15 protein-coding genes are annotated in these 18,859 nt (G+C 48.5%); 1 reads left to right on the plus strand and 14 read right to left on the minus strand.

Translation table 11 applies throughout. The features are described from left to right. Positions 1-20: 20 nt before the first annotated feature. Positions 21-1,106 (minus strand): Mrp/NBP35 family ATP-binding protein, encoded by a 1,086-nt coding sequence (locus DD657_RS04575; protein WP_021988610.1) that lies wholly within the window; start codon positions 1,104-1,106, stop codon positions 21-23. Between the two features lie 213 nt (positions 1,107-1,319). Here DD657_RS04575 and DD657_RS04580 point away from each other — a divergent pair, with 213 nt between their 5' ends. After that, positions 1,320-1,814 (plus strand): hypothetical protein, encoded by a 495-nt coding sequence (locus tag DD657_RS04580; protein ID WP_068689261.1) that lies wholly within the window; start codon positions 1,320-1,322, stop codon positions 1,812-1,814. A gap of 83 nt (positions 1,815-1,897) precedes the next feature. On the opposite strand, the gene DD657_RS04585 is transcribed toward DD657_RS04580, so the two are convergent. The 13 genes from DD657_RS04585 to DD657_RS04645 all read right to left on the minus strand — a co-directional run bounded on the left by DD657_RS04585 (position 1,898) and on the right by DD657_RS04645 (position 18,813). After that, positions 1,898-2,605, minus strand: coding sequence for a M48 family metallopeptidase (locus DD657_RS04585; protein ID WP_021988608.1), 708 nt, complete (start codon positions 2,603-2,605; stop codon positions 1,898-1,900). Between the two features lie 68 nt (positions 2,606-2,673). Next, the gene (locus tag DD657_RS04590; protein ID WP_021988607.1) at positions 2,674-2,964 is read right to left on the minus strand and encodes a hypothetical protein; all 291 of its coding nucleotides are present in this window, start codon (positions 2,962-2,964) and stop codon (positions 2,674-2,676) included. Between the two features lie 778 nt (positions 2,965-3,742). Continuing rightward, positions 3,743-4,837, minus strand: a complete 1,095-nt coding sequence (gene aroC / locus DD657_RS04595; protein ID WP_287048706.1) for a chorismate synthase — start codon at positions 4,835-4,837, stop codon at positions 3,743-3,745. A 235-nt stretch (positions 4,838-5,072) separates the two neighbouring features. Beyond that, the gene (locus DD657_RS04600) at positions 5,073-6,554 is read right to left on the minus strand and encodes a RagB/SusD family nutrient uptake outer membrane protein (protein WP_287048707.1); all 1,482 of its coding nucleotides are present in this window, start codon (positions 6,552-6,554) and stop codon (positions 5,073-5,075) included. An 11-nt stretch (positions 6,555-6,565) separates the two neighbouring features. After that, complete coding sequence (locus DD657_RS04605) at positions 6,566-9,781, minus strand: SusC/RagA family TonB-linked outer membrane protein (RefSeq protein WP_287048709.1); 3,216 nt, start codon at positions 9,779-9,781, stop codon at positions 6,566-6,568. A 662-nt stretch (positions 9,782-10,443) separates the two neighbouring features. Beyond that, positions 10,444-10,884 carry a bactofilin family protein gene (locus DD657_RS04610; protein ID WP_287048711.1) on the minus strand — a complete coding sequence of 147 codons (441 nt, stop codon included), beginning with the start codon at positions 10,882-10,884 and terminating at the stop codon, positions 10,444-10,446. 17 nt (positions 10,885-10,901) lie between these two features. Continuing rightward, positions 10,902-11,294, minus strand: a complete 393-nt coding sequence (locus DD657_RS04615; protein ID WP_021988603.1) for a hypothetical protein — start codon at positions 11,292-11,294, stop codon at positions 10,902-10,904. 36 nt (positions 11,295-11,330) lie between these two features. Further along, positions 11,331-11,498: a hypothetical protein gene (locus DD657_RS04620; RefSeq protein WP_154670129.1), complete on the minus strand. Its 168-nt coding sequence runs from the start codon at positions 11,496-11,498 to the stop codon at positions 11,331-11,333. 123 nt (positions 11,499-11,621) lie between these two features. Next, a complete protein-coding gene (locus DD657_RS04625) occupies positions 11,622-12,572 on the minus strand; it encodes a DUF5106 domain-containing protein (RefSeq protein ID WP_287048714.1) in 951 nt (316 codons plus the stop codon). 97 nt (positions 12,573-12,669) lie between these two features. Further along, positions 12,670-13,035 (minus strand): Lcl domain-containing protein, encoded by a 366-nt coding sequence (locus tag DD657_RS15215; RefSeq protein WP_287048716.1) that lies wholly within the window; start codon positions 13,033-13,035, stop codon positions 12,670-12,672. A 343-nt stretch (positions 13,036-13,378) separates the two neighbouring features. After that, positions 13,379-15,166 (minus strand): hypothetical protein, encoded by a 1,788-nt coding sequence (locus DD657_RS04635; RefSeq protein ID WP_287048718.1) that lies wholly within the window; start codon positions 15,164-15,166, stop codon positions 13,379-13,381. Between the two features lie 40 nt (positions 15,167-15,206). After that, on the minus strand, positions 15,207-16,847 hold the full coding sequence (locus DD657_RS04640; protein ID WP_287048720.1) for a fimbrillin family protein: 1,641 nt from the start codon (positions 16,845-16,847) through the stop codon (positions 15,207-15,209). Positions 16,848-16,857: 10 nt separating this feature from the next. After that, entirely contained in the window at positions 16,858-18,813 is a 1,956-nt protein-coding gene (locus DD657_RS04645) for an Lcl C-terminal domain-containing protein (protein WP_287048721.1), read from the minus strand. Positions 18,814-18,859: the final 46 nt, after the last annotated feature.

Raw genomic sequence — 18,859 nt, forward strand, 5'->3', positions numbered from 1 at the left:
GTATCCGGAAATATGCTGTGTCAATGTTTTTGTATTCTTACCCTGCGTGCCTGAGTCGTATTTTCATTAACTGCCCCGGCAACCTGTTCCGCCAATTGCATAAAAGCATTCCCTGTAACCGAATCGGGATTTAAAGCCACCGGTTCTCCAGCATCCCCGCCCTCACAAATACGTTGTACAACAGGAATTTGTCCCAACAAACGCAATCCCTTCTCCTCGGCCAACTGCTTACAGCCTTCCTTACCGAACAGGTAATATTTATTTTCCGGTAATTCTGCCGGAGTAAACCAAGCCATATTCTCGACCAATCCTAAAACAGGAACGGCAATACCGGGAGATTCAAACATCTGGATCCCTTTCACGGCATCGGCCAAAGCCACCTGTTGGGGAGTACTCACCACAATTGCACCGCTCAAAGCCACCGTCTGAACCAATGTCAGGTGAATATCGCTCGTTCCCGGCGGCAAGTCGATCAGCATAAAATCCAACTCATCCCAAAATCCTTGCTCCACCATTTGTTTCAACGCATTGGAAGCCATCGGCCCACGCCACACCGTAGCCGAACCCGGATCGACAAAAAAACCGATAGACAATAATTTCACTCCGTATTTCTCCACCGGAACAATATATTCTTTCCCGTCTATTTCAGACATATACGGACGGGCATCTTCACAACCGAACATCTTAGGGATAGACGGGCCGAAAATATCGGCATCCACCAGCCCCACCTTATACCCCTGTTGCGCCAAGGCCACGGCAAGATTAGCCGCAACGGTAGATTTTCCGACACCTCCCTTACCGGAAGATACGGCTACAATATGCTTCACTTTTTCCAATGAAAACGGACGCTCCATCTCCTGCACAAACACGGTCTCAATAGCGACCTCCTTATAAGCCGTCTTCTCCTTGATCAAAGCATCGCATTTTTTACGCAAAGCCGCTACAAAAGGATCATTTGCTTTTTGAAACACCAAACGAAAAGAAACTTTGTCTCCCTCTATCTTTATCTGTTGCACCATATCCAATGCAACAATATCCTTCGAAGTTCCGGGATATTTTATTTCCGTCAGCAAATCCCGGACGTCTTTTAAATTATTTTGTAACATATCGTTTATGATTTTTTACATACAAAGACCTGCCTTCTGCAAGCCCGTTTATTCTAAAGAAACAAAGATAGAATTTTTACCTCGTATTTTTAGTTAAAAGCAGAGATTTATCCAACCACTTCCATTTTTACACGTAGAAAAAAACGAAAAAACAGAACCCGGTCGATCTCTTCGGTAGCCGTTCAGATTCCGGAGTTCCTTAAACTATACAATATGAAAAAACACCTGCTTTACCTTTGTCTTTTGTTATCCGGTCTGTTCGTAGCATGCGGAGAAGACGACAACGATAATAAAATCTACCAATTACAAGGCACCTGGACCGTCCAGAACAAAGCGGTAAAAGTATGGCCGCGGGAAGGCGGACAAACAGAAGCCCTTGCCCTGGAAGACTCTCTGTTGCAATACACCTTTCTGGAAGAAAATTCAGAAATCATCTTTCACAACGACAGTATCAGTCTTACCATCAGTTATATGGGTTTTACCCAACCGGGCACTTACGCCTGTAGCCTCAGAAAAAACATATTGAACATCGTTCCTCCCGACAATTTACCCCTGATACTGGAAGGAACGGTTAACCTCAACTCCCCGATTCTGGAATTTACCTTTACCACCGAATCCTATATGACGATATTACAACTGCTCCACCCATCGTTCTACGACCGGATACTGTCGGCCAACGTAAGCTACATCCTCCAACGCAACGAATAATTTTGGACATATAGATTTACGATTTTAGATTGGGTCCTACAGACCTACTGTTGCAAAAATAAGAATCGTAAATCTGAAATCAATTACAAACGTGTATTGTAATTGCGCAGTGCACGGCGGTAAGACTCAAATCCGGGACACACCTTCTTCACCAACGCCCAGAAATCAGCGGAATGATTTTTCTCTATCGTATGACAAAGCTCATGCAAAATAACGTAATCGATAACCTCATCCGGCAACTTCATCAATTTGATATTCAAACTGATATGATTATCGTAAGAACAACTGCCCCAATTCGATATATTATTCCGGAAAGACAGACGAGTATATCGGAACCCATATTTTTCAGCCAGCAGCTTTACCCGGCCCGGAAGAATCTTCCGGGCTTCCATCCGGTAAATCTCAAGTAAAAATTTCTTTACAATCTCTTCAATCGCCCCGTAATCCGTTCCTTTAGGAATAAACAAGGTGATCAGCTCCTGCTCAATCCTGTAAGCAGGCTTCTCAATCACTGCCTCTGCTATTTTCAGGGTATGCAATTTCGTCTTTACTTCCGCCCCGACCGCCAGACCGACCCCGGTATCCTTTTCGTACACCTTCATCCGGGATATATGCTGTATGATCCATTCCCTTTTTTCCAAAAGAAACTTCTCGGCCTGACGTCCGCTGACACCGTAAGGAATATTGATCCATACACCTCTTCCCGGAGCGAGACGTACCGACATCGTACGGATATGCCTGCCCCTTCGTATCTTAACGCTTCCGATTCCCGGTATCTCAAAACTTTCCATACACCGTTCTTATAGAAACAAAAAGAGAATGCCTGACGACATTCTCTTCTCTATTATCAGCTATATTCTCAGTCTTCTTTTTTAATAGCTTCACTCAGCTCCGTAAAAGCTTTATCTACGCTTACCAACAAATCTCCGAAAATCCTGTTGAAATGTTTTTTCACTTCTTTTTTATTTTCCAGTTTACCGGCAGCACCGATACGGTCACGCAAATCATTACGGGTAGCAATTATATTTTTTACGATCTCACTTACCTGCGGATTATTTTTACCTGTCACAATTGCATAATTGAAGCAATCGCCTACAACTGAAAATGTCAGGTAATCAATGTCTTTCTTTAATCTTCTGATACTTGCCATAGCTTATTTCATTTAATTTCCATCAAAAGTATAAAAACCATTCCTCCTTTACAAATTTTTCGCCGAAAAGCTTCAAAAATCACCCCGTCACTTCCCCTGATAACAAAATTCCGCTCCTGCCTGAAAATCGTAAATCAAAACCCTGAAATTCATCCCCCTATTCACCCAATCTAAAATCCTAAATCGTAAATAACAAAACAAGTCCCTCCCTCTATGTAATTCCTTACCAATCCACGACTCCAATTTAAAATCTAAAATCTAAAATTTAAAATCCTAAACTACGCCCTCCAAAACCCGCTACAATCCAGCAACCTCCTAAATCGTAAATCAAAACCCCTCATAATTCCTATACCCTAAAACAATAATTCCAATCCAAAAATCTAAATCCACCTTCCCCAATCACCCAATCTAAAATCGTAAATCATAAATCTAAAATCCTAAATCCCCCCCTCCCGTAAAATTCCTATACTTCTAAAACAATAAAACCAATCCAAAATCAAAATCCACCTTCCCCAACCACCCAATCGTAAATCAAAAATCGTAAATCTAAAATCCTAAATCCCCCCTCCTTTAAAATTCCTATACTTCTAAAACAATAAAACCAATCCAAAATCAGAATCCATCTTCCCCAATCACCCAATCGTAAATCAAAAATCGTAAATCTAAAATCCTAAATCCCCCCTCCCATAAAATTCCTGTACTTCTAAAACAATAAAACCAATCCAAAATCAGAATCCATCTTCCCCAATCACCCAATCGTAAATCTAAAATCCTAAATCTAAAATCCTAACTCCCCCTCTCTTCCGGCCTTAGCCTCGAACAGCATATCCACAACCGTCATAGCTGCCATAGCCTCAACCACGGGTACGGCACGGGGCACGACACAAGGATCATGACGGCCGTGAGCCTCCAGAAGAATTTCCTTCCCTTCCCGGTCCACCGTATTCTGTTTCTGCATAATCGTAGCCACCGGCTTAAAAGCCACACGGAAATAAATATCTTCCCCATTGCTGACCCCGCCTTGCAGTCCACCGGAACGGTTACTCTCCGTATGCACCTTTCCTTCTTTCATAACAAAAGGATCGTTATGCTCGCTTCCGCGCATTGCAGCCGCAGCAAAACCGATTCCGTATTCAAAACCTTTAACCGCATTAATACTCAGCATTGCCTGCGCAAGACGCGCCTGAAACCGGTCGAACACCGGTTCCCCCAAACCGGGCATAACACCCCGGATCACACAACTGACCACCCCGCCGACGCTGTCTCCGGCCTCCTTTACCTCCCGGATCAACGCAATCATACTTTCTGCAATCACCGGGTCGGGACAACGAACGATATTCGCCTCGGTCATACTCAGATCGATTTCCTGGTATGAATGGGGTAAAACAACCGTTCCGACTTGAGAAGTATACCCTTGTACACAAATCCCGTAAGCAGCCAGTATCTGTTTCGCAACCGCTCCGCCGACAACCCGGGCAATATGTTCCCGGGCCGAAGAACGTCCCCCGCCCCTGTAATCGCGTACACCGTATTTTTGCTGCCAGGAATAATCGGCATGAGAAGGACGGTACAAATCCTTTAAATGACCGTAATCCTTACTGTTCTGATTCGTATTGTGTACAATAAAACCGATCGGCATGCCGGTGGTTTTACCCTCAAAAATTCCGGAAAGTATTTCCACCCGGTCCGCTTCTTCCCTCGGTGTTGATATCTCCGACTGTCCCGGACGACGACGGTTCAACTCCTGCTGAATCATCTCCGCCGACAATGCGATACCGGCCGGACAACCGTCTATCATTCCTCCGACAGCCACTCCGTGCGACTCTCCGAACGAGCTCAACTTATATATCTTTCCGAACGTATTCCCTGCCATATTTCAAATTTAATCCTGTCATCATTTGCAAACGATAGACCGTATACCTCAGCAACATCCGGGTTCATTTGAAAATTACCTTCGGCTTACACGATCTCAGGACAAAGATAAGGATAAAAAACGAGAGTAAAAGCAGGATAAAACAAGAAAGCCGAACACTCCCCCCTGAAATAAAATTAAAGACCGCCGGATCGGATATCCGGCGGTCTTTAACTATTCTAACTATTCGTGTGTATCAATACAATCCATAACCGGGATTTTGTTGTGTGGCCCGGTCCTCTGCACTCATCAATTCCAGTTCGCGCACAGCGATCGGTAAAAGAATGCGGTGATCATCAAAAGCGATCTCGTCCAGTTCCCTGGGACACCAATGAAAAGTGCGGCTGCCGTCATAGCGAACCACCGGCCGCTGATTACGCCAAAGGTCGAAAGCCCTGTGTCCCTCTCCCAGCAATTCCAGCCGTCTTTCATACAGCACATCGTCCAAATCATAGCCGGCATCATACTTATCCGGGTCCGTAGTCGTACGGTTGCGTCGCAATTCGGAAAGATAATAACTTCCCGTTCTCACTCCTTCCGATCCCCTCAGTGCGGCTTCGGCAGCAATCAGGTAAGCTTCCGACAAACGGAAGATTTTCGGATTACATACAAGCGGATTACCGTCCCGACCCGGATATTTTCCGGAAATGAAATAACACTCATCCCAATCGTTGTCTTCCCAGGGCAACCAATCCCACCAACCATATTGCACTACGCCGAAACGTACATCCTTGGGGTCGGAATTCTTCAACTGCATAAATTCCAGCGATGCCATCACAGACCAGTAACCGTTAGGTGAAACGAAATAACTCAATCCGTCCCAACTACCGTTATCCGATTCCGTCGTCGGCATCTCGAATATGGATTCGGAAGTATAGGTCTGCTGCCAGGCTTTCACATACTGTTCCTGAGAATATAAAGAATAACCGCCGTCATCGATAACCTCTTTCGCACACTGAAAGGCCTTATCCCATTGTTCCGTATACAGGTACAGACGTGCCATAAACATCCGGCCTGCCCAATAGTTGAGATATCCATTCCGGTGTTCTGCAGGAAGTTTATCGACACACTCCTCCATTTCACGGATCATAAAAGCAAACACATCACTCACTTTATCCCGGTAGTACATCCCCTGGATATCCTCCGGCAACTTGTCCGTAATCATAACTCCGAGTGCGTCCTCCTTTATTTTTCCCTTTCCCAGATTAGAAGGCAGAGGCCCGTAGCGCAAAGAAGCATCCCAATGCACCAAAGCCCTTATAAATCTCAGTTCGGCTACCATAGCTTCCGTCTCTGCATTCTGATTTTCGATATACTGCACCTGATTAAGTACGGTATTGATATCGTAAGCCGTAGAATACAGCCGGCTCCACAGGGTCATATTCGTATAATTTACCGAACGTTGCGTCAAATCGTAAAAAAGTTCCATCCGGTAATTTCCATAACAACTTTGCAAATCATCCCCCATCACATCTCCGTCCAGCATACTGCTATAACGGTAATATTCCAGATACGTATACGCTCCGTTTACAGCACTCCGTAATTGCGCATTCGTCCTGATCATATCTTTGTCTACAGGTACCGATCCCGTAGGTTTGATATCCAGAAAATTGTTTCCGCAACCGGCGGCAAACAGCCCTCCTATCACCAAAAGTCCTATTTTTTTGAAGAATTTCATAACTTTTTCATTTAAAATTGAACATTAATACCTACCCGCCAGGATTTCAGCATCGGCCAACCGTCGATACCCCTGGACATTCCGTTCATACCCACCTCCGGATCGATATACTTGCTCTTGGAAAAGGTAAGCACATCGTTTCCGTTTACATATACTTTCGCACCTGCCAGCCCGATCCGGTTTATCCAGGTTTTCGGGAAATTATAAGCCAGCGTAATGTTTTTCACCCGCAGATGATCGGAAGAAAGCAAACGGCGCGTAGAAGTACTTTCCGAAGATTTAAAAGGATTATTATAAATGACAATCGGATTTTTGGCACGGTCGCCCGGTTTCCGCCAGTAATCTTTTCCGGCATCCTTACGGAAATTCTGCCACCCGATATTCCTACCGTCCGTCACTACATCGTAATGCGTATTGTCCCACATATCTCCTCCCAGGGTAAACGTCAGCAAGAAAGAAAGTTCTACCCCTTTATACGTAAATGTATTGGTCAAACCGCCAAACCAATCCGGATATCCTTTACCGACAATAACACGGTCGGCCTCATTCACATCCGTAGTGATACTTTCCCGGTCGATCACATTTCCATTTGCATCCTTCGTATTCATTTTCCAGGTACCCAAACCCGTTTCCGGATCCACTCCGGCCCATTCCCGGGTATAGAACGAATACACATCTTTACCTTCCTGAGTAATATAAGGATGATTGATACGGGCTCCTCCCTTCAAATCTTCTACTTTGGAACGCATATAGGAAATATTGAAATCAGTCATCCACTTAAATTCCCGGTCGATATTGCGACTGCTGAGGGTGATTTCCACACCGGTATTGCGGAGTTTCCCGTCATTGACGATATAACTGCTCCAACCCGTCATATAAGAAACATTCGTCCAGTCGATCAAATCCGTTGTCAACCGGTTATAATATTCCACCGTTCCCCTTAAAGCTCCCTTCAGCACGGAAAAATCAAGGCCGGCATTCCAGGTATACGATTTTTCCCAGGTCAGGGAAGGATTTCCGTAAGAAGAAGCAACGGTAGCTGCCTGCTGATTATGCTTGGCTGTCACCGAGAATAAAGTCATCGAATTGAAATAATTGGAAGGCTGATTACCATTGGTTCCGTAAGATACTTTCAGCCGCAAATTATCAAGCCAGTTTTCAACCGGGGCCATAAAAGCTTCCCGGGTAATATTCCAGGCACCTGAAACAGACCAGAAATTACCCCAACGGTTTTCCCGGATAAAACGGGAGGTACCGTCCCGCCGGAAGCTACCGGACAAATAATATTTATTTCCGTAATTATAATCCAGTTTACTGATAACAGACACCATACGGTCTTTTCCCAAAGCTCCGCCAACACCTGAAGGCACAGCCGCATTTCCCAGATACATCAGATCGCCATATGCAAACTGCTGTCCTTCCCCCGAAAAATTATCGTACAGATATTTCATCGCTTCATAACCGACCAAGGCTGAAACATTGTGCTTTCCGAAATCTTTATTGAAATTCAACGTATTGGAAGTGGTCAGTGTTTGATACATACTACCGTACTGCCATACATAACCGTTGGTAGCGGCACCGTCATTCGATTCCGGTGTCCACACCTGCTTCTGCTGGGTATAATTGATATCCACTCCGTTAACGGTCCGGAAATTCAACCAATCGGTAAATTTCAGCGTAAACACCAGATTGGAAATACTGGACAATTGCTTCGTACCGAACTGCACCTGACTCAGATTAGCTACATAATTGGGGATATTGTTGGCAAACCCCGGCTTCGGATTAAGCGTATGCTCATCCAACCATACCGGTTGGGAAGGGTTGATCTGGCCCAGACCGTAAACAGCGTTGCTGTAATAATAGCCTCCTTCTGCCGTTTGCTCGTCCTTAATAGAATAACCTATATTTTCTCCAATGGAAAAGTCCACCAGTCTTCCGATTTTACCCGTTACGGACAAACGTCCCGTAAAACGCTCGAATTCACTTCCTATCACGATTCCTTTCTGATCGACATACCCCAAAGAAGCGTAAAAATTCAGATTTTCCCTTCCTCCGGTTGCTGATACATTGATTTTATTTTCCTCTCCTGTACGAAAAATAACATCTTCCCAATTGTATTCCCGCGGATGGGTCAGATATTTTTCCAGGTCAGCAGTCGAATAATCGAACGTACCGTCCAGGGGATCGTCAGGGTGAATTAATTTAGCCGTACCTTTCAGATTTTGCATGGCATATGCCCTCGCTGCTTCCTGAATATTCGTATTATTAGGATCATAGTTCGATTGCCAGGGCAAAGCATTGTTGTTATATAAATATCTGTTCTTCAATGCCTCGATCGAATATTCCGTCAATTCTTTCGTATTCATATAAAACCCTTTCAGAGCCCGCGGCATCGCCTGTGAAGACCAGGCCCGTTCATAGGTAACCGAAACCTTTATTTTTCCCTGTTTCCCGGATTTGGTCGTAATGATCACGACACCGTTGGAAGCCCGGTTTCCGTATAAAGAAGTAGCCGCCGCATCCTTCAATACCGTCATCGTTTCTATATCTTCCGGATTCAACATATTCAATCCGGAACTGATCGTCACTCCGTCAATGATATATAAAGGAGCCGTCGACTCGTTCAAAGAACCGATTCCCCGGATCTGTATCGAAGAAAGATCGCCCGGCTGACCGGAAGTACGCGAAAACCGCACACCGGCAACATTCCCTTGCAATGCCTGCACGGCCGATGTACGCGAAGCCGCAGCCTGTGTCAGCTTATCCCCCTGCACACTGACAGCCGAACCGGTAAACGATTCCTTCTTCACCGTTCCGTACGCGACAACCATCACTTCTTCCAACTCCGTATGCTGGGCTACCATCGTTATCCGGATATGCAACCTGTTGCCGACCCGGACTTCCTGCGGTTTCATTCCGATAAACGAAAATTCCAGCACCGCATCGGGATTTTCTCCTATTACCAGTTCAAAAACACCGTTGACATCCGTCGCCGTTCCTTTTTGCTCCCCCTTCACCTTTACCGCAACTCCCGGTAAAGGTACACCGGATTCATCAACCACAACTCCCTGTATCTTTTTCGTATCCTGCGGGGAACCATTCTCCGCTCCCCCCGCATACAAAAAAGATGGAAGAAAAACCAGAAGTAATAAAAACACTTGAAACACATTGTGACGGACAAAGCACAACCTGTACCTCGTCCTCTCCGGAAGATTTATTTGCTTCATAATTTCAATTTTTAACCCTTTAACGGACTATTGTCCTCAAGGCTGGTTAGTAATCAATATTGAAACACACTCTTTTTCCACACCAAAAAACGTAATCTTCTGACATACCCTAAAAAATTGACATCTAAGGAGAACAGACTCCCCTAAAACGTCCGTTTTTATTGGACGAAAAAATTTTTTTTCAAAAAAAAACCAATTCTTTGAAACTAAAGACGATAAATTTTTATTTTTGTAAAAAAAGTTTAAAATTCTCTTCCTAAAAAAACGGACGTTTTCCTGGAGAATAGCACCCGGGGACGGGGCTAAAGTGCTATCCGAAAAGATTCACCAACCAAAATAATCCACTAATTGTTAGCGTGGTGTATGAAAAATTAAAAAATCCAATATGTAGCACCCGGGGACGGGGCTAAAGTGCTACCCGGAAAAATTCATCAACCACAATAATCCACTAATTGTTAGCGTGGTGTATGAAATATAAAAAAATCCAATATGTAGCACTTTAGCCCCGTCCCCGGGTGCTAAAAAAAAATGCCGGCTCCCAAATTTAAGTAGGTAAATATGTGCATGTATTGTATAAATATGTGCAATCCGGACGGATTACGAAGGAAAAGATTGGGAAACCGGCATTATGGATATAAATTTATTGTTCAGTGTATTTTTTCTCATTCGGTGCAAACGGCGGGTATCCGGTCTACAGGAAAATCCGGCGTCGCACCTGTAAGCAAAGGATTAGCGGAAACCACCGTCTTGCAATTGCCGTTGAACGCTCCGCCTTCTTCAATTCGGATGCCCCCAACCGCCACATCACCGGAAACAACACCCCGTTGGCGGATATACAACAACTCGCTGATGTAAAAAATTCCGTCGGCTTCTCCCGATATATCGGCGATACGGCATTCGATGCCTTCCGAATGGACCCGGCCGCCGGGACGTATGATCAAACGACCGCCGATTCGGATCGTCCCCGAAAACTCGCCTTCCACCACCACATCGGCATTACCCGACAAATGCCCCCTGCAATGAACAGACCCGCTGATCAGGGTCGGCGCCAGGGAAACGGAGACCTCCTCCTGCCCTTCTCTGGACTTATTGAAATTCAACATAGCATTTTTTTAATTTCTCATTTTTTACGACAGTCAAAACGTGCCGCATAATAACTGCTCCACCGACCGATACCGGAAAGTACACTGTCGGCTTCCGCCAGTACCCCCGCAAGGCCCTGAAGCCGGGCAAACAACAACTGCAAGGCTGCCTCCAGGCTTCTGCGGGCATGGATATAAAACCGGCTCCGGAAAGCATCCGGTACAGCGGCATCCTCCTCTGTGCAAATGGCTGTAGAAGACCGGGAAATACAGTCACCATACAGCTGTAAGGTATTCCGGAACACGATTGTTTCCGGCAAAATATCCGGCATCCCGGTCTCTGCAAGCAACGACTCCACCCTGCGGCAAAAACCCAGAAAATCCGAAGGCCCCAGGGCGCCACAATCCAGCGGTCCGATACGGTTTATCATACATTCAGCTTTCGGTATATACACCGTACAAAATCATCACTTCTCTTTCAGCCACTTTCCACATAACCAAAACGGAAATGCTACAAAAAAAGCAACTCCCAGAGACAACGCACAGGGCAACAGCAGCAACATACGAAGCAGATCACCCGGAAAACGCTTCAGCCACACAACAACAATACCCCTGTTTATCGAATCAGAAAACATGATCTTGTAATCAAATCAAACACGATTTTAAATCAACATTCATCCGGACAACCATCCCTTAATACAACGGCACTTCCGGCAATCGGAACCAATCCACGGAATCCAAAATATCCGGAGACCCAATCATAAATCATAAATCCCGCCTACCCAGCCTCCCTTCCCGTCCAGCCACTCCTCTATCTTCCCGACCGGGGCATCTTTCAGAATCACACGCTTGTCCTTATCCAGCAGATAAAGCGTAGGCATAGCCTTCAGATCGTACAACCGGGCTTCTGAAAGCGCAGGATTACTACCGTTGATCCAGGCCGGAGGATAGGTCGTCTTTTTCCAAAGCGAAAGATCACCGTCCGGATAAACCGCTACAACAGTAAGCCGTTTCGCTAAAACCAGTTTTCTGAACAAAGCCGAACCGACGATAAACGCTTTGGTAGAGATACAATCCGCACAATCGGGATTGTTAAAAAACAACACCGTATATTCCGACTTTATCCCTGACAGTCGTCCGCTTTTACCGTTAGACAGCGTATAGGTAAAATCCGTCGCCACATCCCCGGGACGGTTCTTCAGAGCCAGTTCCAGCCGATAGCGCGGACGGATTTTATACAATTCCGCCAAATCGGGTAAAGAGACGATATATTCCAATACCGGTATATAAAACTCCTCATTGCGGAACGGGGAATTCGGATCGTAAAGATACTTTCCCGCCAGCTCGGTGAAATACATCAGCATTGTATGATCCACAGAAGCGGAAGCCATCAATCCACGCAAAGCCTTCACCGACTCATCCGGCGATACGTGCGGCAGAACATCCAGAAAATCCGCAAAAGCTTGTTCCGTAATCTCCGGACGGGCAATCAGCGTCGTATCCGAAAAATCGAAGCCGTCCCAATAATGGGCAACCAAATAGGAAGCCCGGTCTCCCGGAGAAATCAGTACAGGCGGAATCTGCGGAAGGGTGAAAACCTTTTCCGGAAGTACTGCTGCCGGCTTTTTTCCTGACTGAGCCTGCGAACAGCCGGCCGTTGCCGTAAACAACATCAACCATAAAACACTATATATATAAAATCTAATCATCGCTTAAAATCTATTTCGGAGAGGGCAAACCAAAAACCGCTGACCGGCCCGTATATACTGCTCAAAAACACAGCTGTCCTTATCTACCTATAAACCGTTAATAATCACTTACACAACGTACATACACATATCCGGTTTTATCAGAAGGATGTGAACGAGGGAAAGTGGCCGAAAAGTCGAAAATCCAGGCGTTGTACACTGTACCCGCCGCCGGTTCCTCTGTGGAACTCCAGTATCTGTGAGTTCCCATCGGCGAAGCGCCGGACACGCCCGTGTATGCATATCTGATTCCGTCACGCAACACCCACATCAGCTGCAACTCCCGCTGGGTGGGAACACGCCACTTGCGCCCGCCGTGGTTGTATGCCGCACAACCGGTCGCCACAGGGTCGGAAAAAGCCGCCTTCGGCACTATATCCTGGCTGCCGCCACCCGATCCGCAGGCCTGGAGCCAGGTCATCATCTGAGTAGCATCCGCCGCGCTCACTGGAGCATCCGCCGGAGCTACAATAAAACGAAAGGCAACACGGCTGTTGATGTTCAGGTTGTCGCCATAGCCTGCGGACACACCGTGGCGGACGGTCCTGTCGTCAAGGGTCAGCCGTTTGCCGAGCGGCCAGTAGGCCGTCACGGGCATTCCCTCGCCGAAAATTACGGCATATGTGCTCGCTGTACCATCCTCCGTTCCCACATGCTCCAGTCTTATCTTCTTTACACATTGTCCGTACAATCCCGCAGGAAAGATGAAAACCGACAAAAGAAAAAATAGTAAATAATTTACAGTATTCATAGTTTTATATTTTATATCAGGGATTAAGGAGATTACGCACAGCACGGCCGTGATAGCGGTCTTCTAGAACGTCCACCCTCCTTACCTCGCCCTTCAGTGTCATTATATAAGCCTGATTACCGGAACTTTCAAGAGTCGACGACCAGAAGCCATTGCCGCTCATCGTACTGATGAGTCCCGAACCGGCTATCCAGATGCCGATTAACTGCCCGATGGCGGGGGCATACCACCAGTGAGGTTTAGAAATATCCGAACCTGGGCTGATTTCATTTTCCAGTCTGTAACCCAGGGAAGCCACAAGCATATAATGTCCTGACTGTATATTCGCCGAAACATATCTCGAATTTTCAAAACCATCCATGAGCTTCAAGCATTTTCCGGCAAAGCTTATAGAAGGGTAACCATTCCTTTTCCATCTCATCGTGTCTCTGCCAAAATAGACATTATCTTTATCAGCACTAGGAAGCCAGAGTTCATTCTCCAGCATCAGGCACCTGTTGTTCTGCGGGTAAACCTCAATTTTCTTTGAGAATCTCCATACTTTAGCGTTCCCGCTAGCAGCCGCCACTTCCGTCCCGTTTTTATCCAGCCCAACCAATATTCCCCCGAAATAACCGGGCTCAAACCGGGTCTCCCCTGCGCTCCCATCTACCGTCGACTTTTTCAGCCTGATCCTATACGTCAGATCGTGGTTGGGGGGAATACTGAAATTGTCCGTAAAATTAGTACCCAGGGGAATATGGAACAGGATAGAACGTTTTATAATCGGAACCTTCTTATCGCTATCAAACTTGTTATATTCGATCTTGTACCCCATCACCTGAAGCTGAGTGGACCCGACGGGAGCCTTTGCCTGACGCTCATAGAGCGTCAGGCCGGCTACCGACGGAAAAAGGTTGACGGATACATCAAACGTTTTCTGAGGGATCGTATAACTTTCCGCAACGGGCGCTGACGGCCACTGATGGCCGGTATATCCGGCTCCGGTGCCCGGGAAAAAGCTGCCCCGGCCCATAGGCAGCAGGTAAGAGGAGGCCGGAATATTCACCAGAGAAGCCTGCCACAGGGGAAACTCCCCCGTTCTGAGCGAGGCATCCAGTTCAACCGGAAGGATTGTGATTTTAGACACATTACGCCGCAAAGAAATATAGAGCGCAGACATACCGGCGGTGATCTTCGCATCCGCGACACCGCACATAACCCGCAATGCACGCCAGACGGGATTATTCGTTGCATCCGGATATCTATCCCTATACAGCGGATAGGCGGTCTGATCTGTTTTATCAGGAAAATAATTCAGGCTCAGCAGATCGTTATAGGTAGACGTGCCCTGTGTCAGGTTCATCCTTATCGGTGAGATACTGTTATTATTACCACTGCCTGCATTGGCGATCACCACAATCCGCTGCTGTCCGGTCCCGGCATTCAGCGTAACCGAGGTGCTGTTCAAAGTGCCGGACGGACAGTTGTAGTAGGCCTTCCGGGTCATGACCGAAGTGGCCGCCGTGCCGTCGAACTGCAACACCCAGAAACCGTAAACCTTGTCTTCTTCCCCGGAACGGGTCAGGGGGACGGGCATCTCCACAAGTTCCGCTTCCACCCCATCCGGAGAAACAGTAAAGGTACGGGTTCCGGCAGAACGGGTACCGGCAGAAAAGGGACTCTCGAAGGAGAGACTGTTGAAACCGAGTGTCACCCGGACCGAATCGGCCGCCAATACAGGTCTTGCGGGACCATCCAGCAGTTCATCCGAACAAGAGCACTGACACCACAGGAACAACAGCAAATACACTATCTTTTTCATATTCATCTTTATCTTTCTTTATAAGTATCGGTATTCCGGATTAAGGGGCTCTGTCGCGGACACAGCGGACGTATGCCTTCTGAGATTTAAGAGTACTCAGGAAACTCCAGCCACGGAGAGCATTATCCGTTCCGGAAACCACCACGTAAGATATCACCCAGGCATTATTTGCATCGGATTCCGTCCCCGTCCAGTAAGGACGGTCGGGGGAAAGGCCCAGAAGCTGTCCCGGATTAGTTTTAGCCTCGAGAAGCATCATCCGGAATTCCGAAGCACGGGGAAGACGCCATTTTCCATCCCCGTAGGCGCGGCAAAATTCCTTAGCCACAAGCGAACCGTCGGCAACAGACCACTCCACGGGCAATGAAACGGCATCTTTTTTGCTCACCCCAAGCATTGAGGCCACCTCCTCCATCCTCCCGGACGGATAGGTATTACCGGCGGCTACTGGAACATAGTTTCCGTTATTCTTCATAGCCACCGTGCCGAGCCAGTCGTTATACATGTACCTCCTGCCGGCAGCAAGCGTATCGTGAGTATAGTGGTCGCCACCCAAGTTCCACCCTCCCGCCTTATACGTCACTCCGGCCGTTTCGATTGCCGGAATCTCAAAGCTGTAATCCAGGCGCAAAGAGGTCCAGTCTGTCAGTGAAAGGCTCATTGCGGTATTGTCATACACCAGGTTGTAGGTGTTCCTGTATCCCTGACGGAAACCGTAGCGGGTGGTATCGCCCGTACCTTCACTGTTGAGGTGGGCATGCCTGAGCGGAAACACCAGCCGGCTTCCCGAAGTGGCATTGCCCGTTTTCAGAAACAGGGCCACACTCCCGCTCTGCACATCCCGGGACATAAACGAGGGTACGAAAAAGTGAAAGGTTTTATTTTCCGTTAGCGACAGGGTATAGTCTTGATTGCCCCCGATCGCTCCGGCAGTGGCGGCATCCGTATCAGCGTCCGCCTCTGCCACCCGCAATCCGGTAGAGGGATCGATGCGGCCCCGGTTTCTGATCCAGAAACCGCCCTGATTATCGACACCGGCACCGCGGATAGTGGCAGCAGCGCTTCCCGCCTTTTTTACGTTGATGACGATGTGTGTCCAGGCATGACTGAAAGAAAGGTTAACCTTCCCGTCATCGCCCACGGTTTTCAACTGATCACCGGGGGCCACAAAGAGCAGTTCCTTCTGCTTCTGGGTCTCCACCTCCATATCGCCGCGGAAATCGAAGGCTATCGTCCCGTCGGCCCCGCGCGTCCAGTCGGCCAGGGGGTACCACGACTGCACGCGGACACGGTCTCCGGGAAGGACCATCGCCCTGCCGGTCAGATCTACCGAACCGTCGGGAGTGTGCAGGCTGCTTTGCCACGCACCGCCCGTTTTCCGGAGATCCATCCGTACATACCCGGAACCCGTGAAAAGGGGAGTCGTGCCGTCCTCTTTCGTCAGCGACATGCCGAACGTGCTCGTCGTGCCGTCTTCCGGGAAACCCGTGATCAGACCACCGACAGCCCTCGTTCCCGGAGTTCCCCCCGGCAAAGAGGCCGAAGCACTGAAACGAAGGGGCACCGCATCGCCGGGCGAAGGAAGATCCGGACCGTCAGGCGTATCGCAAGACACCGACAGCAGGACATACCAAAACAAACAGGACAACGCCATTAAATATTTTTTCCTATTTACACTCATATCATATCATTTAATCTTTACCATCCAGGTCACTACCGATCTGCCTCACACAACGCACTTTGCGCTTTGCCGACTTCGAAGGCCACGGGCCCTTTTCAAACACAGAGCCGGCACTGGCTGTCGAAGCGACATCAAAATCAAAGGCCCAGGCCTGACCGGCCGATTTCACCCCCAGGGTATAGTTGTAAGAGGCGCCAGGCCCCGTACCCGTCACCAGCCCCGAAGGCCGGGGGGCATATTCGTTCCCGCTCCAGTATTTCCCCGTGGGATACCTGAAAACCTCTTCAGGATATTCCCCTGTCAGATCCCCTTTATACACGAACATCAGCGCCAGCTCCGAAAGACGCGGCAGGCGCCAGTCGGTATATCCCCCGCCCTCGTAAGCACGGCAGGCATCGAAAGCGGTCAGGCTGCCGTCCTCCGAACGCCACGGGAACAGGCCGTCAGGGTGGCCGACATCCGTAAGATCATCGGGGGCAATCATCAGGGCAGGATAAGCTCCCTCTACCCAGAGGGCGGCAAATCTGAGGTTATGGACGTCTGATTCCGACACCGTTCCGTAGTGATAGATATCGCCGTTGTTGCTCCCCACCCCTTCATAAGGGTAATAGAAATTGGAGCCCTCGCCGTAGAAATCATTGTAATCAAATGGCTGGTTAACTCCGTACTGATAATCGAGACGCCCGCGCCAGAAAGCGGCCTTTTCATACACCACCCCGGTAGCCGTGCTCTGGGGCCTTCTGTTGCCCGTCCCGAGTTTGTACAACATGCGGACACCCGACACAGGAACAGGAGCCCCATCGGTGATCCCCGTTAGCCAGGGTTTCACTCCCGCGGTAAAGCCCAGTCCCAGCGGTTTCTTTTCGTAAGCCTGCTGGGCCGAAGCGTATCCTTTGGCAGTTACACGTCCGATGCTGATGCTGTAAATGGTGTTGCGCAGGATGTCCAGATTCATCACCGTTTCGGGCGTACTGTTTCCATCACAGATATCAATCCGGTACCAGCTCTTCTCCGTCGAAGCAGCCGGATAATAGCCGCCGACGATAATGGCCAGACGGTTGGTGTGGTTGGCGTCGAAAACCTTATTGGGCGATGCGTCTGTACCTTTCAGTTTCGTTTCCGGCAGGAAGATGCTGCTGACACACCAGCCACCCTTGACGGTATTGCCGGAAATCCCGGCGTTATAATCCCAGGGGGAGGCAACCTCCACGCCGGGGACAACCGAAGGTTCACTGACCGAAGGGACGCCCGCAGCGCTGTAAGTGTGCGCCAACGGTAAACGGGTGTACCGACGGCCGGCTTTCCACACCTGGATATCGGTCATCCGGAAATCGACAGTCCCCGGATTCCAGGTGTTACTGCCGTCGACGGGAGTACCGATACCGACATCCACGCGCGCAACGGCACGCAGCAGTTGTATACCGGAATAGGTTTCCCCCTTCTCAACCCTGACAGGCTGCCCGCGGTTTACCACCCCCGACATCGGAATCACGTCCGAAGCGCCGAAGGTCAGGATTCCGCTGGACAGTGCGCTATAACAGGCCTTCTGAACTTGCTCATAGGTTTTTCCGGCCAGAGAATAGAGATCCGGGGAAGTGCCGAAATTGGCGAGTATGACCAACAGGTACAGATCGTCCGTGTCATTACTTTGCTGCAAGGTGGCCTTGTAAACACCGCCACTGCTGAGCTCACCCTCAGCCACACGCCGCAGTGTACCGTAGCTACCATCGCTTTTGGCATGGAATTGCAACACATAAAGCGAATTGATTGCGCTATTCCCGTTGTCGGGAGTTAGCGCCCTTGTACGGGGCCCACTGCTCTGCGTTGCCGACACGGCAAGTGTCACCAGGGCCGGTCCGCCGGCAAGCACCTCTTCCATCCGGTCGTTACGGCAACCCGCCAGAATCACCGGCAGCAGGAGCAGCAGCAATCCTTTCCTCCATTTCAATATCAGATCGTTCATCATATTCGTCGTTCAAAATAAATGACCGGGTCCGTTACGGCAACCACAG

This window comes from Culturomica sp. (genome assembly GCF_003524185.1).
Lineage (GTDB): Bacteria > Bacteroidota > Bacteroidia > Bacteroidales > Marinifilaceae > Culturomica > Culturomica massiliensis.

Coding starts and splice junctions, on each gene's coding strand:
- DD657_RS04575 (WP_021988610.1), bottom strand. CDS start 1,106: ATGTTACAAAATAATTTAAAAGACGTCCGGGATTTGCTGACGGAAATA.
- DD657_RS04580 (WP_068689261.1), top strand. CDS start 1,320: ATGAAAAAACACCTGCTTTACCTTTGTCTTTTGTTATCCGGTCTGTTC.
- DD657_RS04585 (WP_021988608.1), bottom strand. CDS start 2,605: ATGGAAAGTTTTGAGATACCGGGAATCGGAAGCGTTAAGATACGAAGG.
- DD657_RS04590 (WP_021988607.1), bottom strand. CDS start 2,964: ATGGCAAGTATCAGAAGATTAAAGAAAGACATTGATTACCTGACATTT.
- aroC (WP_287048706.1), bottom strand. CDS start 4,837: ATGGCAGGGAATACGTTCGGAAAGATATATAAGTTGAGCTCGTTCGGA.
- DD657_RS04600 (WP_287048707.1), bottom strand. CDS start 6,554: ATGAAATTCTTCAAAAAAATAGGACTTTTGGTGATAGGAGGGCTGTTT.
- DD657_RS04605 (WP_287048709.1), bottom strand. CDS start 9,781: ATGAAGCAAATAAATCTTCCGGAGAGGACGAGGTACAGGTTGTGCTTT.
- DD657_RS04610 (WP_287048711.1), bottom strand. CDS start 10,884: ATGTTGAATTTCAATAAGTCCAGAGAAGGGCAGGAGGAGGTCTCCGTT.
- DD657_RS04615 (WP_021988603.1), bottom strand. CDS start 11,294: ATGATAAACCGTATCGGACCGCTGGATTGTGGCGCCCTGGGGCCTTCG.
- DD657_RS04620 (WP_154670129.1), bottom strand. CDS start 11,498: ATGTTTTCTGATTCGATAAACAGGGGTATTGTTGTTGTGTGGCTGAAG.
- DD657_RS04625 (WP_287048714.1), bottom strand. CDS start 12,572: ATGATTAGATTTTATATATATAGTGTTTTATGGTTGATGTTGTTTACG.
- DD657_RS15215 (WP_287048716.1), bottom strand. CDS start 13,035: ATGATGACCTGGCTCCAGGCCTGCGGATCGGGTGGCGGCAGCCAGGAT.
- DD657_RS04635 (WP_287048718.1), bottom strand. CDS start 15,166: ATGAAAAAGATAGTGTATTTGCTGTTGTTCCTGTGGTGTCAGTGCTCT.
- DD657_RS04640 (WP_287048720.1), bottom strand. CDS start 16,847: ATGAGTGTAAATAGGAAAAAATATTTAATGGCGTTGTCCTGTTTGTTT.
- DD657_RS04645 (WP_287048721.1), bottom strand. CDS start 18,813: ATGATGAACGATCTGATATTGAAATGGAGGAAAGGATTGCTGCTGCTC.